Source organism: Flavobacterium sp. 140616W15, from assembly GCF_003668995.1.
Taxonomy (GTDB): Bacteria; Bacteroidota; Bacteroidia; order Flavobacteriales; family Flavobacteriaceae; genus Flavobacterium.
In genome coordinates this window covers 2,492,826-2,518,703 of sequence record NZ_CP033068.1, presented here as the reverse complement: position 1 = coordinate 2,518,703, position 25,878 = coordinate 2,492,826, and the positions used below count along the sequence as shown (strand labels likewise).

The window sequence follows — 25,878 nt, the reverse complement described above, 5'->3', positions numbered from 1 at the left end:
AGTTATTTGATATTAAATTTTTGACCAGGCGTATAAATGCTCATTTGTAAACTTTCTATGGATATCAGGTTGTTATTTTTAGCTTTTAAAATTCCTTTAGGATTTCTAACTACAATAACTTCGCTATCGCCTGCAACTTCAACTTGATTATTTCGAACAATAATTGCGGTAGCTTCATCAATTCCAATTCCGGTTAAAGTTGGAAACTCGACTAAAGCTGTTAGGAGTCGATTGTAACGATTTCTCTTTAAAAAATGCTGATCGATAATGGCCGTTTTTATTAATCCTAGACCTTCAGAGGTTTCTAGATTATCATATCTAATATTATCAAAAGTTCCGGAATATTCTTTTTGTAACTTTTGATTTCCAGTTATCATTTTCTCCGACATAACTGCTGCACCTGCACTTGTACCCGAAATTGTACTTCCGTTTTCATATGCTTTTTTTATAGCAGTCTTTATTGGAGTATTTTGGACAATATTCATAAAACGTGTTTGGTCGCCTCCGCTTATGAAAATTAGTTTTGCCTTCTGTAGCGAGTCAGTTAATGTTTTATTTTGTGCAGTTTCTTTATTAAAATTGAACATTACAATTGGATTTGTTGTCAATTTTAGCATTTGTGTTTTAAAAAAGATAAAGGAGCTATCTGGTTCTTCACTAGACATTGGTAAAACGACGATGTAATCTTTTTTGTTAAGTCGGCAACACTTAAGACTTGTTTCATCAAATTATCGGATCGGTCTCCACCGCCAATTATAAATAGTTTTCCTTTAGGTGTTTGTGCCTGAAGAAGGCAACTCATGAATAAGAGTGAAATCAATAGTTGTTTTTTTGACAAGCATTTGAATAGTAGCTGGTTTTTCATGGTTTTATTTGGTTTAGTTAAGGCATATTTGCAATAAATCTTAAGAGAGATGTATTTACTATAAAAAGAACATCTTTTATTTTGTCTAAGTCTACTTTTGAAGCTACATCCCGCATGGAGTGGTAATCATCATGGAAACCACTAAAATAAGTCATAACAGGAATTCCTTTAGCTGCAAAAGAGGCATAATCACTTCCAGTATGTCCATTGGTTTCCCAAAGATCGAGTGTAAAAGGTTTAGAAAGTTTGCTATTGCTAAAAGTAACTATTTCTTTTAAACTATCGCTTCCTTCCTGTGTTCCAATGCTTAAAACTCGATGGGTTTTATCTTCTGGAGCGCTTCTCGATATCATGTCCATATTAATAGCGAGTAGTATTTTTTGTTTCTCTAGATCGAAATTCTGGATGAAATATTGGCTCCCTAAAAGTCCCATTTCTTCTGCAGTCCAAGAAGTAAATAAGATATTGCACGGTGGTTTTATTTTTGATTCAGACCAGTTCTTGGCTAATGCCAACATTCCCGAAACTCCCGAAGCGTTATCGTCGGCACCATTATAGATTGTGTCATTTATGATTCCTAAATGATCGTAATGTGCCCCTACAATAATAGTTTTAGTAGTGTCTTTTCCTCGAATCATTCCTATAACATTTCGAACAGGAAAGGTTTCGGATTCTAAATTTATTGTAAAATTAATTTTTGTCTTTTTTAATAGAGTAGAAGAGGATTTTATTTTTTTTGTAGAATCCTTTTCAAATGATTCTAATGAAATGCCACTTCCAGAAAAGAGTTTTTCGGCGGCTGATTTACTTAACTTAAAAATTGGAATTGATGTTGTAGTTGGGTTTTCTAATGAATGAAAAATTTCGTTTTCTTTAGCGTTTTTAGGTTTATAATCCCCGTTTTCATTTATGATAATTAAAGCAATTGCATTTTTATTGATAGCTGTTTGTAACTTGATTTCTTCTAGATTATTTTCTTCTGGGAATAATTTTTTAAATTTCTGATATGTTGCAGAAGTACTATCCTGATGTCCTGGAAACCCTTTTAAAACAATAACAATTTTTCCTTTTACATTTTGGTTTTTATAATCATCATAGCCCTCTTTGGTTAGACTTAATCCGTAGCCAGCAAAAACTATTGGAGCTTCTTTTTGTAATGATTGTGCTATTGGTGTAACTTGAAAATCATTTTCTGGAGAAAGCACAAACCTTTCTCTGTTTTCTTTTATTATTTCAAAAGAAGTTTTTTTTACGGTATGTTCACGAATTCTGAAATTTTGAAAATATCCAGATTTTACACTATAAGGAACTAATTGGTATAATTCCATCATTGAAGCAATATATTCAGAAGCCATAACGCCTCCTTTTTGAGTAGCTCCCCGGCCTTCCATCCAGTCAGAAGCCAAGATAGATAGCGTTCCTGAGAAATCACTTTTGGATGGATTTGAAAGATTAGTTTGCGAAAACAAGACTGAATTACAGAATAATAAAATAACTGATAAAAGGAATTGTAATCGCATATTTTTTAGTTTATAAGGTTGATTATAAAGTAATATTTCGCTTAAAAGCACAACCTAATTCTATAATAGAATCAGTTTTAGCTATGCCAGGAATACTATCAACTTTTTCGTAGAGTATTTTTCTCATGTGTTCATGATTCGTAGCTATAATTTTTATGTAAAGCGTAAATGAACCTGTTACAAAATAACATTCAGTAATTTCAGGGATTTCCTTTAAGGCTTGTATTACGCGATCTGAGTCTGAATCTTTGTTAAGTGTAATTCCTGTAAATGATGCCCAATCGTATCCAATTTTTTTCTCATTAACAACAGGTTTAATTCCGGTTAAAATACCGTGATCAATTAGTCGGTTAACTCGTTGATGTACCATCGTGTTCGAAATTTTCAGAGTTGAAGCGATAGAGGAGAAGGCCATTCTGCCATCTTTTTCTAACTCTTTTATGATGCTAATATCGAATTCGTCTAATATATCCATTGTTTTCTTTTGAATTAAAAATGATTGTTTCTGTTAGTTATAAAAGTAATTATTTTTTATGATTTTCAAATAAGAGAATCTAGAATAGTTGTGTTTAAATATGACTTAATTAGGTATTGATAAAGTTTATATTTTTGTAAAATAAATAAATTATGAGTCATAATAACTTTTTGTTGTTGTAAAATATATAAAAATGGTTATTTTTGTAGATAAAGTTTTAAAAAATAAATTATCATGCAAACAAAACAAGACCTTTCATCAAAATCAGAAATCTTGATTGAAAAAGAAAATAAGTATGGAGCTCATAATTATCACCCTCTTCCAGTTGTTATAGAAAGAGGTGAAGGTGTTTATGTTTGGGATGTAGATGGAAAGAAATATTATGACTTTTTATCTGCTTATTCAGCAGTTAACCAAGGACATTGTCATCCGAAAATTGTGAAAGCCATGGTTGATCAAGCTCAAAAACTTACATTGACTTCGCGTGCTTTTTATAATGATCAATTAGGTCCTTATGAAGAATATGTAACCAAATATTTTGGTTTTGATAAAGTTTTACCAATGAATACTGGTGCTGAGGCTGTAGAAACTGCACTTAAAGTGTGTAGAAAATGGGCTTATGAAGTGAAAGGTATTCCTGAAAATCAAGCACAAATTATTGTTTGTGAGAATAATTTTCATGGAAGAACAACTACAATCATTTCATTCTCTAATGATGAAACTGCTCGTAAAAACTTCGGACCATTTACAGATGGATTTATAAAAATAGAATATGACAATCTTGAAGCTCTTAAAAAAGCTTTAGAATCATCAACAAATATTGCTGGATTTTTGGTTGAACCAATTCAAGGTGAAGCAGGAGTTTATGTTCCTTCTGAAGGGTATTTAGCAAAAGCAAAAGAATTGTGTGCAGCACATAATGTATTATTTATTGCAGATGAAGTTCAGACTGGAATTGCACGTACAGGAAAATTATTGGCGGTTCATCATGAAAATGTACAACCAGATATTTTAATTTTAGGTAAAGCAATTTCTGGTGGAGTTTATCCAGTTTCTGCTGTTTTGTGTAATGACGAAATTATGAATGTTATTAAACCTGGACAACACGGATCTACTTTTGGAGGAAATCCTGTTGCTGCTGCAGTTGCAATTGCAGCACTTGAAGTAATTAAAGATGAAAACCTAGCTGAAAATGCAGAGCGTTTGGGAATTATTTTAAGAAAAGGTCTAAACGAAATTGCTGAAAGAAATAATTTAATCACACTAGTTCGTGGTAAAGGATTATTGAATGCAATTGTAATAAATTGTGGTGAGGATTCTGACTTGGCTTGGGATATTTGTCTTAAATTTAGAGATAATGGATTATTAGCAAAACCGACTCATGGAAATAAAATTAGACTAGCACCACCATTAGTAATGACAGAATCTCAAATTAAAGAGTGTCTGGAAATTATCGAGAAATCATTGAATGATTTTAGAAACTAAATCTATAATTTACAAAATTGATATAAAAAAACCATTCGTTTAACGAATGGTTTTTTAGGTTTATAGTGGTTTTACTTAGAAATTATATCCTGGATTCTGAGTAATTTTTTTATTAGTATCCATTTCTTTTAGTGGAATTGGGAACACTAAATTAGCAGCGTTATAAAGGATTAAATCTGATCCATCTCCACTTTCGCTTATATCGATAGAACGTTTTGTTCTTCTGATATCATGAATTAAGAATCCTTCCATTCCTAGTTCTAGTTCTCTTTCGAGTAAAATATCATCTATAGTTACCGAAGGTAAATCACCTGCATTCGCTCTTGCTCTGATAAAATTTATATCATCAAGAGGAGTATTACCAACATTTGTAGCTTCTTGAAAGTTGGCTTCAGCTCTTATTAAATACATTTCAGCTAAACGAATAGTAGTAACATTTGCAAATTGATCAGTGAATTTTGATGTTAGCACTGTTTCGCTTGCTTCATCAAAATAATTAAAAGTGCTCCTTTCATCATTAGGGTCTGTAAATTTTTCTAAATAATGATCTCTAATAGAGAAATCACCTCCACGTCCGCCATTATTCTGAGAAGCATAAAAAGTATTTAAATCGTTTAAGCCTGTCTGTTTTGTAATTTGAATAGCAAAGACATCTTCTGTCTGATCTGTGTCATGATTAAAAGCAGCAGCATAATTTGTAGATAAACGATGGCCACTATTTTCAATTACATCATTTGCAGCGTCTCTGGCACCAGCATAGTTACTTTGTTGTAGATAGACTCTAGCTAGTAACGCTTTTGCCGCATATTTGTCTGCATAAAAAGTATTATCTGCTGGTAGATTAGTATAAGCAAGATTTAAACCGTCGATGATTACTTTGTATACCTCTTCAACTGTACTTCTTTCCTTAGATAAATCGACGTTAAAATCGTATATCGCTTTTTCTCTAATAACAACACCTAATTGGCTATTCGTCTGTCCTTTTTCATAAGGTTTTGCAAAGAAACGAACGAGATCAAAATAAGCCAATGATCTTAAAAAGTTAGCCTCTCCAATCATAACAGCTCGTTTGTTTGGATCTTTTACTTTATCGATGTTATCGATAACTGTGTTTGTCGCATTGATGATTTCGTAACATCTAGAATAAGTTCCTTGGATAATTACATTGTCAGCTAGCATTGATTTGTAATACATTTGTTCTAATTCACCGAAGGTACCAGTCCATTCCAGGTCTGTTGTTTCATCAGATGCACTAACTCCTAGTAAATCAGCATATAATAAAATTCTTCCGCCATATGCGTTACCATTGGCAGCTAAGGCATATGCTCCTGTCAAAATTTGAGTTATACCTTCTTCTGTGTTTAGTGTTTGATCAGCATCTTCTGTCTGTTTGGGATCAAGATCTAATTCGTTTTCACAACTTGTAAGTAAGATTGCAAAAAGCATAAATAGTATTAATTTATATGATTTCATCTTTGTTGTATTAAAAATTAATATTTATTCCCATTGCGATTGTTCTTGCAGGAGGAGCTGAGTAAAATTCTTGGCCAATAGATTGATTATCATCTCGTCTAGCTTCAGGATCATAACCTTCGTAATTTGTAAAGGTTAGCAAATTAACTCCTGTAAAATAGACTCTTAAACTACTCATTCCAAGATCTTTTGTTACATCTTTAGGAAGAGTATATCCAAAAGTTAGGTTTCTTAAACGAACAAAATCTGCTTTGTCTAAATAACGAGTAGAATTTTCAATTCCGTTTCCTTGACCATATCTAGCTTGAGGAACATTTGTGATATCTCCAGGTTTTTGCCAACGATTTAATTGATCAATTGTTTGATTATCAAAGTAATCTCCTGCTGTTGACATATACTGCCCAGCTGAATTATAGATACTAGCTCCCCATTCTCCTTGAAATGTAAATGTAAAGTCAAATCCTTTATAGTTTATTGTATTGGTTAAACCAGCCATTAATGTAGGAAAAGGGTTTCCTGCTATAATTCTAGATGCCTCGCTGTAGTTGTTTGTGGTGCTTTTATCGATGCTTCCATCTGCATTCACAGTATTTTTTACAAAAAGAGCATCACCATTTTGAACATCTACACCACCATATTCTACTAAGTAAAAAGAAGAAATGTTTTCTCCAACTCTATTTATAGTTGGTGTTGATATAATATCAGTATTGTTATTAGGTAAAGATTTTACTTTAGACTCATTTGTAGTGATATTGAAACTTGTATTCCATTTGAAATTTTCTGTTTCAATGTTTTTTGTATTCAAAGTAAATTCGAAACCTTTACTTTCTACTTCACCAATATTTTTATTAATTGAAGGTGTAGTACCTGCTCCTGAACTTAAAGACAATGGTACTTCAAAAAGAAGACCATCAGTGTTTTTTTGGTAATAATCTACTTCAAGATTGATTCGGTTTATAAATCCTAGTTCAACACCTACATCAGTTTGTGTTGATTTTTCCCACGTAAGATTTTTGTTTCCTGGTTGTTGAAATGTAAGACCTGATTTTAAGTTATACGGATTTGTTTGGTACAATTGACGAGAAGCAAAATTCCCGATCTCTGCATTTCCTACTTTACCCCAACTTCCTTTTAATTTTAAATAGGTTAAAATAGTATTGTCTTTTAAGAAATTTTCCTGTGACATAACCCAACCTGCTGAGAATGCTGGGAATATTCCAAATCTCTCATTTTCTCCAAAACGAGAGGAACCATCACGACGGATACTTGCCTTGAATAAATATTTATTGGCATACGAGTAATTGACTCTTACGAATTGAGAAAGAAAAACAAAATCAGTTTCACGACCATGTCCTTCATTAACTTCTGCACCACCATCTACAGTTTGAAAGCCATCATTAGGGAAATAAATACTACCAACATCTTGATAACGACGATTGTATTTGTTAAATTCCATACCTACTAGTGCATTCACAACATGATTTTCTCCAAATACTTTATCATAGGTAAGATAATTACTTGAAACATAATTTTCAGTATTTACAGATGTAGCAAATACAGCCCCATCAGTGGCCATAAAAGGAGCATTTTTTCCTTGCCAATAATCTTCAGTTTGAGATAAAAGATCATATGAAAAATCAGAATTAAATTTTAAAGAAGGTAAAATTTTATATTCTCCATATACTTTTCCGATAACTCTTCTCATGATAGTTTTCCAGAATGAATTGTCTTTAACTAACAAATAATTCGCATATTCTGTATTTGGATTTGCAGTTCCGTCTGGTAATCTTGCAGGCGAAATTGGTGCTTGTGCAACAGATTGTAGTGGAGTAGCAAATGCATTGTCATCTTGAACTCTATGAATTATAGATCTAGAAAATCCGATATTCATACCAGCAGTAAAACGATCTGATACTTTATGCGATACATTAGTTCTAGCAGTAATTCTTTCTAAATTATTACTGTCAACAATTCCGATAGTGTTGTTATATGCTCCTGAAAAGTAGTATTTAGTTTTGTCATCACCACCAGAAACAGAGAAATCAGCGTCGGTAGTATAACCCGTTTTAATGGCTTCTTTTTGCCAGTCGGTGTTTACTTCTCCATTTCTCCAATCAGTTCCTTGTGATAAAAACTCTAATTCTCTTTCAACTCTTGCTAATCTGCCTACGTTTGTACCAGCTTCTCGTAATAATTCTACATATTGTGTTGCGTTTAACCATTTTCTTGTATGAGTAGCTTCACTTACTCCTTGAGAAAGATTTATAGAAAAATTTCCTTTACCTTCTTTACCCTTTTTAGTTGTTATAATAATAACTCCATTGGCACCTCTAGCACCATAAATAGCTGCAGAAGAAGCGTCTTTAAGTACATCAATAGATTCTATCTCGTTTGTACTTAAGGTTAAAAGCGGGTTTGTTGGTGATCCATTTCCTGATTCATCATCAGTAATTAAAGGAATTCCATCCAATACATACAAAGGTTGTGTACTAGCACTAATACTGGCAGCCCCACGTACTCTAATGTTCATTCCACCATCTACTTTACCATTGGTTTGAGTAATTTGTACTCCTGCTAATTTACCAACCAAGGCATTTTGAAAATTGGAAACAGGGACTTGTTGAATGTCTTTTGCGGTAACACGCGCAATGTTATCTGTTAAATTCTTTTTAGTCTGTGTTCCGTAACCTACAACTACCACAGCATCAAGTTCATTTTGGGTCTCGGTTAATTCAATTGTCATTAAATTTGATGCAGGTGCCTGAACAGTGGTAAAACTTACATAGCTAGCAATTAAAATATCTCCCTTTTTTGCTGCTATTTTAAATTTTCCGTCAAAATCAGTTTGAGTACTGATCTTCGTTCCTTTTACGAGGACATTTACTCCAGGAATAGGAATTTTTTTAACATCGGTAACTTTGCCAGATATGAATCCTTCTTGTGCATTGGCTATTTGCATAATTAATACCGACAAAAGCCACAAATAATACTTTAAGTTAATTTTCATTTTTTTAAAGTTTAAGGTTAATACTCAAATGTCTTAATTATATGTTAATTTATAATTTTTTTTAACATAAAAAATCACAAATAATTTTGTTTTTGTGTAAATCGTAACAATATTGATTTGATTTGTGCAATTTTGTTAAAATTAGTTAAAGATATTATTAATAATTTAATTTTTGTTTCCTTTTTATTGTTTTTACTGTTGCTATTTAACCTTATTGTTGTTTTATTTGCGTGTATTTTCTTTATATATCTATTATTTGTTAGTTTAATATAAAAAGCGATAGCTGTTAGACTATCGCTTTTTGTCTATAATTGCTTAAAATATCAAAAAAAGCAACTATTTCTTTAAAGGATTTCCACCTGGCATTACCTCTGTTTTTAGTTTGAACTTGCTATATTCGACTACTCCAGTTTTAGCTGCCCAATCAAAATATTTTTCTGATAGTTGATTTACAACAGCAGGGTTTTGTTGCGCTACATTAGAAGTTTCTCCTCTGTCTGTGTCTAAATTATAAAGTAACCATTCGTAGGATGGATATATCGAGACTAGTTTCCATTTGCCATCTCGTACAGCTCTGTTTCCTGCTCTTTCCCAAAACAATGGTGCGCCTCTGTCAACCTGTGAAACATTATTAAATAAAACAGATAATAAACTCTTCCCAACCAAAGGATTTGAGGCAACACCATTGTATTCTTTTGGGTATTCTATTCCAGCCAATTCGTAAAAGGTAGGAGCGAGGTCTATAATATGACCAGTTCCTTTATCAATTCTTCCTGCTTTTATTTGCGATGGGTACCATGCTATAAACGGAGAGCTAAAACCTCCTTCGTGCATATTATTTTATATTGTTGTAATGGAGTATTAGATAAATAAGCCCAGTTTTGTTCTTGATAATCAAATGATCCTGATGTTCCTACTGGCCCAGTATTTCTTACAAGACCTCTGTTTAATTGATTGTAGCTATTAAAACCGCCTTGCGCACCATTATCAGAAATGAAAATAATCAACGTATTTTTGTCTTTTTTAAGTGCTTTTAACTCATTTAAAACTTTTCCAACATTCTGGTCCATATTATCGACCATAGCTGCATAAACCTCCATTTTAGCTTTCCAAAACTGCTTCTCGTCATAAGTTAGTTTATTCCATTCTGGAACTTCGGGATCTCTTGGACCAATAGTTTGATCAGCCTGAAGGATTCCGTTCTCTTTTAGTTTTTCAATTCTTCTTTCTCTTAATATATCCCAACCTTCATCAAACTTCCCTCTGTATTTAGCAATATCTACTGGTTTCGCCTGTAATGGCCAATGTGGAGCGGTAAATGCTAAATACAAGAAAAAAGGTTTGTTTTCTTTATTTTGTTCTTCTAAAAATGTTACTGCATTATTCCCTATTTCGTCTGTGAAATAATACGAATCATCTTTTGGATGTAATTCGACATTGTTTTTTATCAATTTTACTGGGTAAGGTGTTTTCCCAAATGGCAAGGGTTTGGTGTCAAAATAGTTTGAAGCCCCTTTTAAGATTCCGTAAAATTTATCAAATCCTCTTTGGTTTGGCCATTGTGCTTGATCTTCAGAACCTACATGCCATTTTCCTGATAATAAAGTGCTGTAGCCTCCAGAGCGGAAAACTTCTCCCAGAGTTAATGATTCTTTGTTTAAATACCCTTGATATGCTGGCAATCCAAGATTTACATCAAAGAATCCAACACCAGCTTTATGCTGATATTGTCCTGTTAATAAGGAAGCTCTGGTTGGAGCACAAATAGAGTTGTTATAAAATTCTCTTAAACGCAATCCTTCTTTGGCTAGTTTGTCGAGATTTGGTGTTTTTATTTCTGAACCATAATTCCCTAAATCCGAATACCCCATATCATCAACCATAATGAGGATGATGTTTGGTTTTGAAGTTTCAGGAGTTATTTTATTTTGTGCGTTAACTATAACAACTGCCGAAAGCAAGAGGTTTAGTGTAATAAATGTTTTCTTCATTTTATTTTAAATTTTTGTTGGCAAACTCTTGCCTGTAATTTTAATTACTAAATAACAATAAGGCTATTATCAGTGTAATAATTACATTGAATAACTGTGCTATTAAAAAGGCATATAATGGTTTTTTACTGTTGTTGCTTAGTAAATCTTTAAAATTGGTTTCTAAACCTATACTTGTAAAAGCCAGAGCAAACCAAATGCCTTGTAAATTCTTTAAACTGTCCTTAACTTCTTCACGAACTTCAGATGTAAGCAGGAACGAAAAAACTAAGGAAGCGGCTATGAAACCAATGACAAACTTTGGAAAACGTTCCCAAATAACTCCTAATGTAGGTTTTGATGCAACAGCTTCGGCCGATTTATTATGTGTATAGGTCCAATAAACGGATATGGCAAAAGCGGCTAATCCTAATAATACATTTTGAGAGAATTTTACAATCGTACTTATTTTTAGTGCCGTTTCTCCTACTAGTGAGCCCGATGCAACAACAGCTCCTGAGGTATCTATACTTCCGCCTAACCAAGCTCCAGTTACCTCTTCGGGGAAGTTGAAATATTTAGCAATAATAGGCATGAAAATCATCATAGGAATTGCAGTCACCAATACCATCGAAATAACATAAGAAAGTTTCTTGGAATCTCCTTTGATAGCACCTGAAGTTGCAATAGCTGCCGATACTCCGCAGATGGAAACTGCGCTGGAAATCATCATGGTTAACTCATCATCGATTTTTAATTTTTTGCACAGCCAAAAAGCAAAGTACCAAACTGATACTACTACTACCAGAGCCTGGGCTAATCCTAAAGTGCCTGCTTTAAGGATATCTGAAAAGATGACACTGGTTCCTAATAAGACCAATCCTATTTTTACAAATATTTCTGTAGAAAGAGCGGAACGAAACCATTCTGGAAGTTTAAATAAATTACCAATAGCTAAACCAATAATCAAACTAAAAATTACAGCTTCTAGATTGAATCCTTTTATCGTAGTATTCCCAGCAATAATCAATGCACTTACGGTTAATATATAAACGATTGGAAAGCCAAATAGAAAATTTTTGACCGACTTTCCAGTTAAAAAAGCACCGATTGTACCTATTGAAATGAGGTATATAAATTGCAATCCAATGATTTGTAGATTTCCGGAATTGAATACACTATTTAGCAAATCTGTTCCATCCGACCACTTGAATACAGGTACAGAAGGAAGAAAAATAAAAAGCGATATCCCTATTATTAAAAATCCTAAAAGAACTACTGTCCAATCTTCGTGAATGATATATTGTTTTGTTTTAATTGACATTTTAATATTTTTATTTATTTTCCTGCAAGGTCTTTTTTGAACTTGCAGGTATGATAATCTTGCGTAAGACCTTTGCTTCTTTTTCTGCCACAGATTAAAAGGATTTGAAGGATTATTTATTTCTATAAAGCCTTTGTATCGTTAGACGAACTGTGGTTCGCCTCTACAGGAAACCTTTGAACTTCAGAACCTCAGTACCTTTTTTCAAATCCTTGAATGGTTAAACGCATTGGGGTGCGTCTCTACAGGAAATCTTTGAACCTTTGTTCCGATAGCTATCGGAACTCAGAACCTTAGTACCTTTTTTTAAACCTTAATTCAAAGCCACATCAAGATCATTTTTTAAATCGCTAATACCTTCTTTTTTGAATATGATTTTTCCTTTTTTGTATAAAAGCAAGGTTGGGAAAACGTTTATGGTTTTTAAATCTGCAATTACCTGTGGACTGTCTTCGAGTTCGATTTCAACAATTTTTAAATTGCTACCATATTGCGCTCGAATTGTTTCTAAAATAGGTTTTACTTTTTTACATGGAGCACAGTATTTAGATCCAATATCTACTAAAACAGTATTATTATCGGCAATAATTTTATTGTATTCAGTTAAGGATAATTTACTTTTATCCCGATAGCTATCGGGATTAGCATAAAATGGTTTTCCATTTCCAATCCAGTTTGCAATTCCCCCTTCTAAACTGTAGGCCTCTTTGAAGCCATTCTTTAATAATTCTTTTTCTAAGGCTACACTTCGCCCAGCTCCAATTGAATAGATAAACACAGGTTTTGATTTGTCTAATGAAGCTATATGCTTGGCATAATTTTCGGATTGTAAATTAAAATTGACAGCGCCATTAATATGGTTCAGAGCAAATTCATCAGCACCTCGTGCATCAATTATTTGAGGTTTTTTTTGACTTTTTATTTTTGTATAAAATACTTCCAATGGTACTACATTCGGGTTTTTATCTTGTGAAAAACCGATTAGTGTAAATAGCAAGACGAGTGCTGTGAGGCTATTTTTAAGTTTTGAATTTTTCATAGTTTTAAGATTGAGTTTGTTGTTCAAAATAAACAGGACTTTGCGAAGGAGTATTGTTTGCTTTTTGTGTTAATGGAACTGCAAGCACTCCTTCAACTAAGGCACTTCCTTCTTTTTTAGATTTGAATATTGGCCAAAGAAATTGTGCATACCATTCTTCTTGTTTGTATGATTTCATTCCATATGATTTTGGAAATTTGCGTGTTATTAAACCAGTTCCAAAAATCATATCCCAAATAAAAAACATATTACCAAAGTTGCCTTTAAAATGTCCAATTCCGTCTCCGCTAGTATCAGCATGATGTGCATGATGAGTGGCTGGAGTCGAAATTAATCGTTCTAATACCCACGCAATTGGATGTAAAACTTTGTATTTGTAAAATGGTTTGTCCCAAGCAATACTTGAATGTGCTCCCAAAGTGATAAAACTTTTTATCACCAAAACAAATAAAGCAGGTAATCCTAATCCTAAATAAGTTAGGGTTGCTGTTAAGTATATTTGAGAAAAGAATACAGTATAGATAAAATTTTGTCTAGAAGCCATTGCCATTCCCATGTATGGAGCCGAATGGTGTGTTCTATGAAAACGCCATAAAAAGGGTACTTGATGATGCAAGCGATGGTACCAATATTGAGTTAAATCATCGGCTATAGCAATTAAGAAAAAACCTCCCCAAAAAGGAACCCACGAAAGTGAATTTTCTAGATTCGGAATTACATATGGTAAAACTGTTAAACTAAAAAAAGCAATAACAGGAGGCAAAAGTAATTTTGGAGCAAGAAAACAAACGATATCTATTTTTCGTTCTTCGCCAGTCCATTGATCATCATATAAGCCAGCTGCAAATTCTATGATACCTAAAACTAACATAAATGCAATTAATCCCCAACTGCGGATATTCTGAAATGCAGGTTTTACAAATTCTAAAAAGGATGGTAATGTAATATGTGATTCACTTACGATCCCATTACTCAGTTTAAAATATAAGTAAATTGCTAATACAGGCAATGAGTATATTAAAAGACTAATTCCTAAATCTCTTGTTAGTTTGCTATTTGAGTTATGAGTTGTTGCCATGATTTTTTATTTTAAGAGTTGATTTATTAAGGTTAAACCTCCAGCTAAAATGATTAGTGGAACTAAAAAGAGTATTGCACCAACAAAAATCTTTTTTACTATTATTTCAAAGTCTACTCGTTTCATATTATGTGGAATTTATTTAAAAATATTCAGGTCTTTTTGGCTTTTGTAAAAGACCTGAATTGATTTATTATTAGTTAGCTGCTCCAGATTGTGTTGCTTTTCTAGCTAATTCCTGAAGCGTTTTTTCTTTATCGGCTCCAAGATTATGTATTCTTCTATTAAATACATCTTGCCAGTCGATTAATGGATAAAGGTTGTTTTCTTTTGCTTGTTCATCAAACACCTTTTTTAGTTCTGCTAATTTCTCTGGATACTTTTTTGCTAAGTTTATACGTTCGTTAAAATCTTCGTTTAGATTGTACAATTCCCAAACATCAGTATCAAAATTGCTAGGTGCAGGAGCTTCGTTTTTTCCTAATGAGTTTTTTATAGCAAATGAATCTGGAAGATGTGCCGCAGCAGCTTTCCAACCGTCTTTGTAAATAGCTCTGTTACCAAAAATATAGTAGTACTGTACTTTGTGTAAGGATTCAGCTTTTGCATTATTCAGTGAAGCATATAAAGTAGAACCTTGTATAATGTCCTGTTTAATTTCGCGTATATATTCTGGTGCTTTAATTCCAGCAATATCCAAGGTAGTAGGGAGTAGATCAGTTACATGACTGTATTGATTTCTTATTCCTCCTTTTTCACTGATTCCTTTTGGGTAATAAACAATCAAAGGATTACGAGTTCCGCCTTCTGATTGGGCGTCTTGTTTCCAATTTTTAAAAGGTGAATTTGTAGCTTGTGCCCAACCTAATGGATAATTAGTGTTTAAACCTTGTGCAGTTCCAATTTCTCCAATATTGTTTAAATTATTCTGAAGGTTTTGCTCGTCAGATACCGTTTTAGAAAAAAGAGATTGATTAATTGTACCTTGTAAAGTACCTTCTTTACTCGCTCCATTATCACCAATTGCAACAAAAATTAATGTGTTTTCTAATTGGTTGGTTTCCTTTAAATGGTTTACAATTCTACCTATTTCATGATCAGTATAGGTAAGATATCCTGCATATACTTCCATAAATCGGGCATATACTTTTTTTTGATCAGCACTTAATTTTTTCCAATCGGTAATAAGCGGATTGCGTTCTGGTAATATCGCATTGGCAGGAATTACACCTAATTTTTTCTGATTAGCTAATACTTTCTCACGATATACATCCCAACCTTCATCAAATTTTCCTTTGTATTGATCGCTCCAAGATTCGGCTACCTGATGAGGTGCATGAACAGCTCCGGGAGCATAGTATAAAAAGAATGGTTTGTTGGGAGCGGCTTTATGTTGCTTGGTGATATAACTAATGGCTTTATCGGTAATCTGATCTGTTAAATGTCTGCCATCTGGAGTAACATGAGCATTATCTTCTACTAAATCGGGTTTGTATTGATCGGTTTGTGATCCTAAGAAACCAAAAAAGTGCTCAAAACCTTTACCAGTTGGCCATCTGTCAAACGGTCCAGCATCTGTAGCTTCTTCATCAGGAGTCAATCCGTATTTACCTACTGCAAAAGTATTGTATCCTTTATCTCTTAAAATTTCAGCAATGGTTCCTTTGTCAGATGGAATTCTTCCGTCCCAACCAGGAAAACCTGCAGACATAACAGTATGTGAAAATCCACTAACATGTACTCTTCCTGAATTTCTTCCAGTTAATAGAGCAGCGCGGGTTGGCGCACAAATAGCTGTTGTGTGAAAGTTGGTGTAACGTAAACCATTATTTGCTAAATTATCAAAAGTTGGAGTCTGTATCAAACCACCGAAAGAACTTGAAGCACCAAATCCTACATCATCAAGTAAAATCCAAACAATATTTGGAGCTCCTTTAGGTGCCGTAACTGGTTCTGGCCAATATTCTTTTGAATCAGCTAAGGTTTTACCAATTACACCCTTAAAGCTGGCATCTGGATTTGTTTGTGCAAATAGTTGTACTGCTCCTAACTGAGTAACGAGTAAAGCAGTAATCAAAAGCCCTTTTTTTGGACTTTTGAGTGTGCTGTTATTTTTAATTTTTTTCATTTTAAATAGTTTTATTTATGGTTTGTAGTTAATATCCTGTGTTTTGAGGTAATCCTATCGGATCGATATTTCGTTCGCTTTGCGGAATTGGGTATAAATTATTTCTTTCGGAAACAGAAGCCTTAGCAGTTACTTTTTTTACTTCGGTAACCAAAGTTCCCCAGCGTACTAAATCATACCAACGTTGTCCTTCCTGAACAAATTCTTTTTTACGTTCTTCCTGAATGGCGGCTCTAAATGTTGAAGGAGTTAATCCTGATAAATCGATTGTAGGATCGGGAGTATTAATTGGTTTTCCATATGCTCTTCTTCTTACTTGGTTCAAAGCTTCATAGGCTTCAGCTGTTGGTGCTCCTTGTTCGTTTATTGCTTCTGCTAAAGACAATAAAATATCGGCATAACGAATAATAGGAAAGTTAATTGCGACATTACCCGGTGTTGCTAAGTTGGTAAGATCCAGATATTTTTTAAATATTGGCTTCGGAAAAGTATAAACTGTACCTGTTGCAGGATTGAGTAATTGCTTTGCATAACTTACATCTCTTCTGGTATCACCTGCTGTATAGGTATCATAAAACAACGCTACATCCGAGATAATATCTGCTGGTTCAGTGGCAGTAAATCCTGTAAAAGAGGTTCCTTGAAAAGTACTTCCACTAGATCCGTTTCCTGCTTGGTTTGGTTCAAATTGTACAGAAAAAATATGCTCTTTACCATTCTTTTTTGTTTTATTAAATACATCGGCAAAATTTTCAAAAAGAGCATATCCATAGCCTCCATTAATAACTTCTTTAGATTTAAGGATGGCATTTGGCCAATCTTTTCTTGTCAAATATACTTTAGCCAAAATAGCTTTTGCAGCTCCCGATGTAGCACGCCCAGCATCATTTGCAGGATAAGTAGGAGGTAGGTTTTCAGCATCTTTTAAATCTGAAATAATTTGAAGATAGACGGCATCTACTGTTTCTCTTCTTGACTTTAGACTCTCTAATTGGATTGATTTAGGTTCATGTAAAACAATCGGTACATCACCCCAAAGACGAACTGCTTGAAAATATAATAAAGCTCTAATGAATTTTGCTTCATTAATTAATCTTGTTTTTACAACTTCTGAGCCTGATACTTTAGGGATATTGTCAATAGACACATTGGCTCTGTTTATCCCGCTATAAATTTGGCGCCAAGCTACCTGAACGCGATCGTTAGTTGCATCGTGAGTCAAACTGCTCATTGCTCTAACTTGTGGATTAGTTGCCGAAACTCCTGCAGCAGCATAATCAGAACCCATATCGGTTAAAAAATAAAGGTTTCTTCCAAATAAACTTTGTTCGCCTGGATCTAGGCTTAACGAAGCATATACAGCATTTACGCTTGCAACTGCATCATCTTGTGTTTTAAAGTATTTATCTTCGGTTACAAAAGAGGTAGGTGTAACCTCAAGTTCTGTGCACGATACAAATAGATTGGCACTTACTAGTAATGTTATTATTATTTTTTTCATCGTTTATTTTTTACTTAGAAAGTTACGTTCAAGCCAGAAATGAATGTTTTAGAGTTTGGATAAGCTCCAAAGTCAATTCCGGGATATAAGTTGTTTTGTTCATATGAGCTCACCTCTGGATCATAACCAGTGTATTTAGTCCATGTAATTAAGTTTTCGGCAGAGACATAAAATTTAATGCTCTTTGTTCCTAGTTTAGACGAAAGACTCTTAGGTAGTGTATATCCTAAGGTGATTAGTTTTAATCTTAGGAAAGAAGCGTCTTCTACATAGCGTTCTGAAACTATTCCTAATGGAGAACTCGATGCTCTAGGAATTTCATTACTCGGATTTGTTGGCGTCCAGCGATCCTCTAGGGTAGCCGCTGCATTAGTTCCAAGAGTCGAAATTTCTAATTGTTGGTTAAGGGCATTAAAAATTTTACCTCCATAAGATCCTTGTAATGAGAAATTCAAATCGAAGTCGCGGTAAGAAATTGTATTGCTAAAACTTCCCACAAATTTGGGCTGAGAACTTCCGAGATCCCCTTTGTCAGCAGCCGAAATAACCCCATCGCCATTAGTATCTACATACTTTCGATCTCCAACTTTTGTATTGGCAAGACTATTTATTTTAGGTTGTGTATTGACTTCTTCCTGAGTTTGAAAAATACCATTGGTTTTGTACCCCCAAAATGTTCCAAGTGGTAATCCAACTTTTACAATTACAGGCTGTTGCTGTAATAAAGAACCATTTGGAACTACCGGAAAAAATTGATTAACGCCGTTTCCTATTGCAACCACTTTGTTTTTATTGGCAGAGAATACGAAGTTTGAATTCCATGAGAAGTTATCCGTTTTTAAGTTTTCGGTTATTAACCCAATTTCGATACCTTTATTTTCAACACCTCCAATGTTTTGAAGTACAGTCACATATCCTGAAGTAAGAGGAATAGGTACATTAATAAGTAAATCTTTTGTTTTTTTGTAATAGACATCAAAAACAAAATTTATTTTTCGATCTAATAATGACAAATCTAAACCTACATTATATTGATTGGTTTTTTCCCATCTTAAATCTGGATTTGCCAAGCGGGTAGGAGCCAATCCGGTTTGTAATGTACCCCCAAAAGCATAGTTAACAGAACCCATTGATGCTAAAGAAAGGTAGTTTCCAATTTCTTGATTTCCTGTTGTTCCAGCAGTCAATCGCAGTTTTGCTTCAGTTACCCCCTTGATATTTTTGGCAAATTCTTCGTCAGTAATATTCCATGAGAAACCTGCTGATGGAAAATATCCCCAAAGTGATTCCGAACCAAATCTTGAAGAACCATCAGCACGTGCAGATAACGTAAAATTATATTTGCCTTTATAAGAATAATTTACTCTGGTTAACCATGATTTCAATACACTTTCGAATGCATCACTATATGGTTTTACACCTACACCATCTTGTAAAGCATTATAAGTATTAGCATCGTTCACAAATGAATTGGCACCTGCATTCACAACTTCACCTTGAGTATACTGGAGCGTATATCCTGCCAAAGCAGAGAATTTATGGTTTTCTCCAAAATTGGTATTGTAGTTTAGGGTATTTTCATTTAATACAGAACTTACTAATCTATCTCCAACAGAAGCTAATCCTTTAGTCCCTGCGCCATTTGATGTATGTGATGGAGCGTAATAATTTTGTTTGGTGTTAATTATATCTCCACTAACGGCTACTTTAGCGGTTAGTTTTTTAGCTATCTTATATTCACCAAATAAGCTGGTTAATATTCTATTAATTTTTGTTTGATTAACTGTATTTTCTAAATCATTAATAGGATTCGAAATAAAACCATTGACAGAGGTTGCGTATGGATTATTAGTTACATTATAACTTCCATCGTCATTTTTAATAGAAACTACTGGGGCGGTTAGCAAGGCAGCAACTAATGGATTAGGTTGACGGCTACTAGAATTAGTACCTACGCCATTTGATACTGAATTACTATAATTAGCATTTACACCAAATTTAAAAGCCTGCGAATAATTTTTTTCATAATTGACACGAAGCGAAATTCGTTTAAAATCAGATCCAATTACAACTCCTTCTTGATCAAAATAACCAGCAGAAATTGCATATCTTGATCTTTCATCTCCACCAGAAAAAGAGAGTTGATGATTCTGAACAGGAGCAGCAGTTCTAAAGGCTGCCGATTGCCAGTCATATCCTCCTGAAGTTTTAAGGGCTTCTATTTGGGCTAGAGAAAAAGAAGGAGCTTGCCCAATACTTGCTTGAACATCATTACGTAAACTTGCCCATTGGCTAGCATTTAATAATTTTATTTTTTTTGAAACATTCTGAAAACCAAAATAGCCTTGATATGATATGTTATCCTGTCCTTTAGTTCCTTTTTTTGTGGTAATAATTACAACACCATTAGCACCACGAGATCCATAGATTGCTGTTGCAGAAGCATCTTTAAGTACTTCAATAGACTCAATATCACTCGGATTAATTGTTGATAATACATTAATTGTTGCTCCAGAATTTGCCACTCCAGCTGTACTATTATTATTGTCATTATAAATCAATATTCCATCTAGAACATAAAGAGGCTCATTACCTGCTGTTATAGAGTTTCCTCCTCTAATACGTACACTTGAAGATGCTCCAGGCCGACCTGAACTTTGAGTAACAACTACTCCCGGAATTGCTCCTCTTAATAAATTATCTGCAGATGAGGTTACTTGAGTGAGGTTAGCTTTTGGAACTGAAGATACCGAACCTGTAATATCTTTTCTCTTTTGAGTTCCATACCCTACAACTACTAATTCATCTAGTTCCTGACGCTCTTCTTTTAAGTTGATGATGACTGGGTTTTTATCAACTACTACTTCAATTTTTTTGTACCCTATGTAACTTACGATTAAAGTATATGGGAATTTTTGACCAGTCTGAAAATAAAATTTTCCCTCTGTATCTGTAACAACTCCGTGAGTAGTTCCCTTAATATTTACGGAAGCTCCTATAATAGGTTGGTTTGTAATATCATCGACTACCGTTCCATCAAGTTTAGATTGTATAAGAGGGGTTGTATTTTGTGCTTTAATTCCTGCTGATACAAACAGAAGGAATAGCAATGAGTATATGTTTAATTTTTTTTTCATTTCTTTGTGTTGGTTTAAATAGTAAAGGCATAGCGAGAGCTGAGAAATCAACAATCGTTTCCTTTATAAAGAGATTCACATTTTTTTTTAAGCCTGCCATTTCTGTTGCCGCAGAAATGGCTTTTTTTATTTACAGCAACTTCTATACATAGTTTTCATTTTTCTTTTTTAGTTAATTATTTATTTTAGTTTTTTACATAATTTTCCACCAAGCTGTTCCTTACGGTTGAGGTAAAGAATAGGTTTGCACTTTCAGAAAGATAATTGTGGGAAGAGGTTTAATACAATTCGTTTGGTTCAAACTATATAGTTATAACTTAATAGATAAACACAAACAGAAATAGTCCAATGAGAATTAGCAACACATACACATATAACAGAAGGTGTTATAAGTGTATTTTTTAGGAAGGATGTAGTTCGATATTCTCTCGATTGTTTTCAAAGTATAGATTGTTTTTATTTAAACTATACTAATTCTATAGACAAAGTTAAATTATATATAATAAAAACCAAAAATTTAGATAATTATTTTTAAAAATAAATAGGATAGAACAATTTTTAAGCTTTGTTTTAGTATTTAATGTGTTGATTTTTAGTTGTTTGTTTTGTATTTTGTAATGTTTAAAAAAAATGTGATTACTAATGATAAAAAGTTTTTTTAATACATTTTTAATTGTAAAAATGGAAAATACGTTTAAAAAGGGATCAATAATATTGCTAATGATTGTTTTTTTGATCGAATAGTTTTAAGGATTTATCATTCGAATATCAATTAACTCTTTGGTGTGTACCAAAGTTAATTTCAAATGCTATTTGATCACTTTTTGTATGAGAGTATAAAGAATTAAGCTTAAATTTATATGTTTTATTGCTCATTTATAATTACTTAGTTTTTTGGTAGCAGATGCAAAAGGAATGTTTTTATGAATAAAATATATTTTTGATATGAAAGATCTTGCAGTTTTTATTCTGTGTGGAGGAAAAAGTTCCCAAATGCAATCAGAAAAAGGATTAGTCTTATTTAAAGACAAGCCTTTTATTGAACACATCATCAAGGCAATATTGCCAATTACAACTAATATACAGTTAGTTACAAATGGGAATGATTATGACTATTTAGAGTATAAAAAAATTAGTGATATCGAAATTGATAAAGGGCCTTTGGGAGGTATATATACAGCCTTATATTATTCTGATACTGAATTTAATATGATTTTAAGTTGTGATATTCCTTTAATTTCTACTGAATTATTATCAGAGTTGATAGAGAAGCATGATGAGGAAGCTTCAATTACTGTTTTATCATCAGAGAGCCGTATGCATCCTTTGATTGGGATTTATGCAAAAAAAATCCTTCCAGATATTAAAGAAGCAATTAATCAGGGAGATTTGAAATTAATGAATCTAATTGCCAAAGTACCGCATCAAATTATAACTTTTGACGAAACTCAAAGTTTAAATTTTACCAATATAAATTCACCAGATGAGTTAAATGATCTTGATGCCAATATGAATACAATGATGTAAAAGCTTGCTGTATATTCTATTGAGAAGAGATGAATTTTTTGGAAATAAAAAAGGTTTAACTTTTTAAAGTTAAACCCAAATTTTAATTTATTTTTTCTTTTTCGATTTTGACTTCGATTTTTTTGCCTTTTTCTTGGCTATTTTTTTGCTTTAGCTTTTTCCTTTGCCTTTTTAGCTTTTTCTTTCTTTTTTGTTTTTGCTTTAAGCTTAGCTTTTTAGCTTTCTCTTTCTTTTATCCTTTTTAGCTTTTTCTTTTTCTTGGCTAATTTCTTTTTCTCTTTCTCTTTATCCTTGTCTTTTTCTTTCATCTTTTTCTTCTTTTTATCTTTTGATTTGTCCTTTATAATTTCGTCTATCGCACCAACAATTGTACCTGTGCTAGGTGCTATAACTTTCTTTTCTTTTGTTGCAACAATTGTTTTTTCAGTTGTTACAGCTTCTTTGGTTTTTGGAAGAGTTACTGGTGGGGTAGCTACTTTTTTTGCAGGAACACTTTGCGGTTTTTTTTCTGCTACTGTGGTTTCTGTTTTAGCAGTTGGTTTAACTGGTGCTACTTTTTTCACAGGAGCTTTTTGTGCAACTTTTGTAGCGGTAGTAGTTTTTGTTTGTGTTTTTGCAACAGTTGTTCTTTTAACTGGAGCTTTGGTCGGCGTTTTTACTATTGGAGTAGTTTCTGTTTTCTTATCTTCTACAATTGGCTGAACGGTATCAGCTACAGGTAAGTCAGTATTTTGAGGAGTACCCTCTGTTGCTTTTTTTTCCATATGATGTTGGCTTTATAATTGAAAAGTTCTGAAGTTAGTAATGATGAAAGATTAATAATATATTTAAAATGTTAGCTTTCAGTTAAGTAAATGTAAACAATAAAAATACATGCCAATGTTAAGTTTTTCCTCAATCTTATGATTAATCAATTATTTTATGAATAATATGAAAAAAAATACCCTTTGATTTTAAGCAAAGGGTAAATATGAAAATTGTATAGTTTACTATAAACAAGCTATTTTTTTGAAGTAAAAATTCGTGGATTTATAGCAATCATTAACCAAGCCCAGTTGTTAATATGACCAGCATCTCCGTTTTTCAAAAACTCTAAAGTTTCAGATCCAAACATTTGAGAGTAGCCTCCGCTAACTGTTATGTCTTTCTTAAAAGCATATCCAAAAGTTAAATCAACTTCAGTACCTAAATAAGAATCTAGTTTTTCATTTGTAGGGGTTATAACTTTATTAGGAGCATTAAATACATGCGGAATTAAAGCAAATTGCCACTTGTTGATAGTATAACTTAACTTCAAGTAGGCATCTTGTAAACCTACACTGTTTTGATGATTACCAACATAAAAATAATCCATAAAACCATTAAATCCATGATTTGTTCCAAAAAGTGGATTGAATGATTTTACAGCAGTACTTCCATCATTTGTGTCTTTTCCAGATAAGAATTCATATCCTAACGAAGCTTTAAATGCATCAGTTATTGCATAACCAAGATTTGCTCCTGCATACCATGCACTAACATTTTTGTCTGTACTCTTACCTGTTTGCCCATAAATGCCAAGATTAGCATCAAGTTTTTTAGTTTTATAAGTTAGATAAGTTCCAAAGGTTTGTTTGTAATCTACTAATAATTTGTTTTCTAGATTCGCATATTCATAACCCGTATTAAGCATTAATAAGCTTATGCCCAATGCATCAACATTTGTATGATACCAAGCATATTGCATGGATTTATAATTAGAAATGGTATAGGGAGTTTCGATTAAGTTTTCTGCGTTAGAGTTGTAAGCTACTCCTAAGTCCAATTGATGGTTTTTAGGATGGAAACTTACTAATACTGCATCATGGCTTTGTCCTTGTTGTGCCCAGTCTATTTCTCCAAGAATACGTTGGTTGTCATACGAGATAACTTGGCGACCAACACGAGTACTCCATTTTTGATCAAAGTCATATTGTGCCCAACCTTCAAATACTGCCACTCCATTTTTGTCGGAAACATTTGCATTTGCAACATCTCCCCAAGTTCTTACGTTTTGAAGAGTTAATTTGACTTTTAGTTGATCTTGCGCAAAGTTTAAGTTTAATCTTGAACGTTGTGAGACAAATGATGTTCCTGCTTGACCTTCAGGTAAAAGTGTTTTGTAGCCGTTTCTATATTCGTAACGGGGTCTGAGTTGTAAATTAGCATCAAATTCTTGTGCCTGCAAACCAATGCTTATTCCTCCAAATAGCAATAAAGCAATATTTTTTATTTTTTTCATGAGTGAGTTATTTATATAGTACAAATTTAAAAGACAAAAAAGTCTTTTATTGTGATAAAAGTCATGAAACCAGTATTCTATACTAAAATAGTACTATTAATTATTTTTGATAAATGAAGTGCATCTTATTTTTGTTTGGAACAATAAGAGTATTAAATATTTGGGATATTTAATATTAACTAAAAAATAGAGGTAAGAAAGTATGTTGCAGAAAAAATATATGTTGATACAAGTTTTTGGCTTTGCGAAATACTTATATTATATTTAGAAATTAGAATAGTACTAAGTATAAATACGTGTTTTTAGGACTGTGAAATAGTATCTGTTTTAATCTGCACCAAAGAATATTCAGTAGCTTTATTAGACAGCTCCATTAGGTTTTTTACTTTGAGTTTTTTCATCAAATTAAAACGATGAACCTCGGCAGTTCTTTTGCTAATACTAAGAGTTTCGGCAATTTCTTTGTTTCCTTTTCCGGATAATAATAGTCTAAGGATTTCTTTTTCTCTTTTGGTTATTATGATTTCTTCGTTTAAAGATTGTTTTAAATCGTTATTAAAATCATTACAGAGTAGTTGTTTTATTAATATTGAAGATATGTCGCCGCTATAGTATTTACTTCCTTGAAGGACTGTATGTAGTGCTTTTAAAAACTCTTCTTTACTTGATCCTTTTAGTATATAACCATCAGCACCGGCTTTAATTGATTTTAATACATATTCTTCAGATTCATACATAGTTAGTATGATTATTTTAACAAGTTGATTTTGTTCTCTAAGTTTTTCTACTACTTCAATGCCAGTTAAGAATGGCATGCGAATATCTACTATAAGTAAATCGGGTTGTTTATTAGTAACAACTTCTAGAGTTTCTATGCCATCAGCAGCTTCACCAACAACTTCAATATTAGGTTCGTTATTTAATAATGATTTAATTCCATCTCTTACAAATACATGGTCATCTGCTAGAACAACACGAATAATATCTGCCATTTTACTTAATTTTTAAATTAAATGTTACGTATAAACTGCTAGGTTATTATGCTAATATACGTAATTCTTAATTTTTATCAGATTTTTTTTAGGTCGT

At 32.8% G+C, this 25,878-nt stretch carries 18 protein-coding genes; 2 read left to right on the top strand and 16 right to left on the bottom strand.

The window, feature by feature from the left end; genetic code table 11:
- Positions 1-2: 2 nt before the first annotated feature.
- The 3 genes from EAG11_RS10695 to EAG11_RS10685 form a co-directional block, all read right to left on the bottom strand.
- A complete protein-coding gene (locus tag EAG11_RS10695; RefSeq protein WP_242499146.1) occupies positions 3-665 on the bottom strand; it encodes a cyanophycinase in 663 nt (220 codons plus the stop codon).
- Positions 666-882: 217 nt separating this feature from the next.
- Positions 883-2,385 carry a M20/M25/M40 family metallo-hydrolase gene (locus EAG11_RS10690; protein WP_129539162.1) on the bottom strand — a complete coding sequence of 501 codons (1,503 nt, stop codon included), beginning with the start codon at positions 2,383-2,385 and terminating at the stop codon, positions 883-885.
- 22 nt (positions 2,386-2,407) lie between these two features.
- Positions 2,408-2,860, bottom strand: a complete 453-nt coding sequence (locus EAG11_RS10685; RefSeq protein WP_129539161.1) for an Lrp/AsnC family transcriptional regulator — start codon at positions 2,858-2,860, stop codon at positions 2,408-2,410.
- A gap of 234 nt (positions 2,861-3,094) precedes the next feature.
- Between EAG11_RS10685 and rocD the strand changes: the two genes are divergently transcribed.
- Positions 3,095-4,345, top strand: coding sequence for an ornithine--oxo-acid transaminase (rocD, locus tag EAG11_RS10680; RefSeq protein WP_129539160.1), 1,251 nt, complete (start codon positions 3,095-3,097; stop codon positions 4,343-4,345).
- Positions 4,346-4,420: 75 nt separating this feature from the next.
- Here the strand turns inward: rocD and EAG11_RS10675 are convergent, their stop codons facing one another.
- The 10 genes from EAG11_RS10675 to EAG11_RS10635 all read right to left on the bottom strand — a co-directional run bounded on the left by EAG11_RS10675 (position 4,421) and on the right by EAG11_RS10635 (position 21,002).
- Entirely contained in the window at positions 4,421-5,818 is a 1,398-nt protein-coding gene (locus EAG11_RS10675; RefSeq protein ID WP_129539159.1) for a RagB/SusD family nutrient uptake outer membrane protein, read from the bottom strand.
- 10 nt (positions 5,819-5,828) lie between these two features.
- Positions 5,829-8,825: a TonB-dependent receptor gene (locus EAG11_RS10670; RefSeq protein ID WP_129539158.1), complete on the bottom strand. Its 2,997-nt coding sequence runs from the start codon at positions 8,823-8,825 to the stop codon at positions 5,829-5,831.
- A 336-nt stretch (positions 8,826-9,161) separates the two neighbouring features.
- Positions 9,162-9,659 (bottom strand): sulfatase/phosphatase domain-containing protein, encoded by a 498-nt coding sequence (locus EAG11_RS22630; RefSeq protein WP_256387058.1) that lies wholly within the window; start codon positions 9,657-9,659, stop codon positions 9,162-9,164.
- Positions 9,626-10,816: a sulfatase-like hydrolase/transferase gene (locus EAG11_RS22625; protein ID WP_256387057.1), complete on the bottom strand. Its 1,191-nt coding sequence runs from the start codon at positions 10,814-10,816 to the stop codon at positions 9,626-9,628. The genes EAG11_RS22630 and EAG11_RS22625 overlap by 34 nt, the downstream gene beginning before the upstream one ends.
- A gap of 40 nt (positions 10,817-10,856) precedes the next feature.
- A complete protein-coding gene (locus EAG11_RS10660; protein ID WP_129539157.1) occupies positions 10,857-12,119 on the bottom strand; it encodes a YeiH family protein in 1,263 nt (420 codons plus the stop codon).
- 313 nt (positions 12,120-12,432) lie between these two features.
- The gene (locus tag EAG11_RS10655; RefSeq protein WP_129539156.1) at positions 12,433-13,158 is read right to left on the bottom strand and encodes a thioredoxin domain-containing protein; all 726 of its coding nucleotides are present in this window, start codon (positions 13,156-13,158) and stop codon (positions 12,433-12,435) included.
- A 4-nt stretch (positions 13,159-13,162) separates the two neighbouring features.
- On the bottom strand, positions 13,163-14,236 hold the full coding sequence (locus tag EAG11_RS10650) for a sterol desaturase family protein (RefSeq protein WP_129539155.1): 1,074 nt from the start codon (positions 14,234-14,236) through the stop codon (positions 13,163-13,165).
- A gap of 196 nt (positions 14,237-14,432) precedes the next feature.
- Positions 14,433-16,364 carry an arylsulfatase gene (locus tag EAG11_RS10645; RefSeq protein WP_129539154.1) on the bottom strand — a complete coding sequence of 644 codons (1,932 nt, stop codon included), beginning with the start codon at positions 16,362-16,364 and terminating at the stop codon, positions 14,433-14,435.
- A gap of 28 nt (positions 16,365-16,392) precedes the next feature.
- Complete coding sequence (locus EAG11_RS10640) at positions 16,393-17,865, bottom strand: RagB/SusD family nutrient uptake outer membrane protein (protein ID WP_129539153.1); 1,473 nt, start codon at positions 17,863-17,865, stop codon at positions 16,393-16,395.
- A gap of 14 nt (positions 17,866-17,879) precedes the next feature.
- Positions 17,880-21,002: a TonB-dependent receptor gene (locus tag EAG11_RS10635; protein WP_129539152.1), complete on the bottom strand. Its 3,123-nt coding sequence runs from the start codon at positions 21,000-21,002 to the stop codon at positions 17,880-17,882.
- A 945-nt stretch (positions 21,003-21,947) separates the two neighbouring features.
- Here EAG11_RS10635 and EAG11_RS10630 point away from each other — a divergent pair.
- Positions 21,948-22,529: a molybdenum cofactor guanylyltransferase gene (locus EAG11_RS10630; protein ID WP_129539151.1), complete on the top strand. Its 582-nt coding sequence runs from the start codon at positions 21,948-21,950 to the stop codon at positions 22,527-22,529.
- Positions 22,530-22,744: 215 nt separating this feature from the next.
- On the opposite strand, the gene EAG11_RS10625 is transcribed toward EAG11_RS10630, so the two are convergent.
- The 3 genes from EAG11_RS10625 to EAG11_RS10615 all read right to left on the bottom strand — a co-directional run bounded on the left by EAG11_RS10625 (position 22,745) and on the right by EAG11_RS10615 (position 25,781).
- A complete protein-coding gene (locus EAG11_RS10625) occupies positions 22,745-23,293 on the bottom strand; it encodes a hypothetical protein (RefSeq protein ID WP_129539150.1) in 549 nt (182 codons plus the stop codon).
- 236 nt (positions 23,294-23,529) lie between these two features.
- Entirely contained in the window at positions 23,530-24,789 is a 1,260-nt protein-coding gene (locus EAG11_RS10620) for an alginate export family protein (RefSeq protein ID WP_129539149.1), read from the bottom strand.
- A gap of 302 nt (positions 24,790-25,091) precedes the next feature.
- Entirely contained in the window at positions 25,092-25,781 is a 690-nt protein-coding gene (locus EAG11_RS10615) for a response regulator transcription factor (RefSeq protein WP_129539148.1), read from the bottom strand.
- Positions 25,782-25,878 lie beyond the last annotated feature (97 nt).

Bases quoted from the DNA above. Each gene is read 5' to 3' on its own strand.
- EAG11_RS10650 (WP_129539155.1), bottom strand. From the start codon at position 14,236: ATGGCAACAACTCATAACTCAAATAGCAAACTAACAAGAGATTTAGGA.
- EAG11_RS10685 (WP_129539161.1), bottom strand. From the start codon at position 2,860: ATGGATATATTAGACGAATTCGATATTAGCATCATAAAAGAGTTAGAA.
- EAG11_RS22625 (WP_256387057.1), bottom strand. From the start codon at position 10,816: ATGAAGAAAACATTTATTACACTAAACCTCTTGCTTTCGGCAGTTGTT.
- EAG11_RS10660 (WP_129539157.1), bottom strand. From the start codon at position 12,119: ATGTCAATTAAAACAAAACAATATATCATTCACGAAGATTGGACAGTA.
- rocD (WP_129539160.1), top strand. From the start codon at position 3,095: ATGCAAACAAAACAAGACCTTTCATCAAAATCAGAAATCTTGATTGAA.
- EAG11_RS10695 (WP_242499146.1), bottom strand. From the start codon at position 665: ATGTCTAGTGAAGAACCAGATAGCTCCTTTATCTTTTTTAAAACACAA.
- EAG11_RS10620 (WP_129539149.1), bottom strand. From the start codon at position 24,789: ATGAAAAAAATAAAAAATATTGCTTTATTGCTATTTGGAGGAATAAGC.
- EAG11_RS10645 (WP_129539154.1), bottom strand. From the start codon at position 16,364: ATGAAAAAAATTAAAAATAACAGCACACTCAAAAGTCCAAAAAAAGGG.
- EAG11_RS10615 (WP_129539148.1), bottom strand. From the start codon at position 25,781: ATGGCAGATATTATTCGTGTTGTTCTAGCAGATGACCATGTATTTGTA.
- EAG11_RS10690 (WP_129539162.1), bottom strand. From the start codon at position 2,385: ATGCGATTACAATTCCTTTTATCAGTTATTTTATTATTCTGTAATTCA.
- EAG11_RS10625 (WP_129539150.1), bottom strand. From the start codon at position 23,293: ATGGAAAAAAAAGCAACAGAGGGTACTCCTCAAAATACTGACTTACCT.
- EAG11_RS10640 (WP_129539153.1), bottom strand. From the start codon at position 17,865: ATGAAAAAAATAATAATAACATTACTAGTAAGTGCCAATCTATTTGTA.
- EAG11_RS22630 (WP_256387058.1), bottom strand. From the start codon at position 9,659: ATGCACGAAGGAGGTTTTAGCTCTCCGTTTATAGCATGGTACCCATCG.
- EAG11_RS10655 (WP_129539156.1), bottom strand. From the start codon at position 13,158: ATGAAAAATTCAAAACTTAAAAATAGCCTCACAGCACTCGTCTTGCTA.
- EAG11_RS10670 (WP_129539158.1), bottom strand. From the start codon at position 8,825: ATGAAAATTAACTTAAAGTATTATTTGTGGCTTTTGTCGGTATTAATT.
- EAG11_RS10630 (WP_129539151.1), top strand. From the start codon at position 21,948: ATGAAAGATCTTGCAGTTTTTATTCTGTGTGGAGGAAAAAGTTCCCAA.
- EAG11_RS10635 (WP_129539152.1), bottom strand. From the start codon at position 21,002: ATGAAAAAAAAATTAAACATATACTCATTGCTATTCCTTCTGTTTGTA.
- EAG11_RS10675 (WP_129539159.1), bottom strand. From the start codon at position 5,818: ATGAAATCATATAAATTAATACTATTTATGCTTTTTGCAATCTTACTT.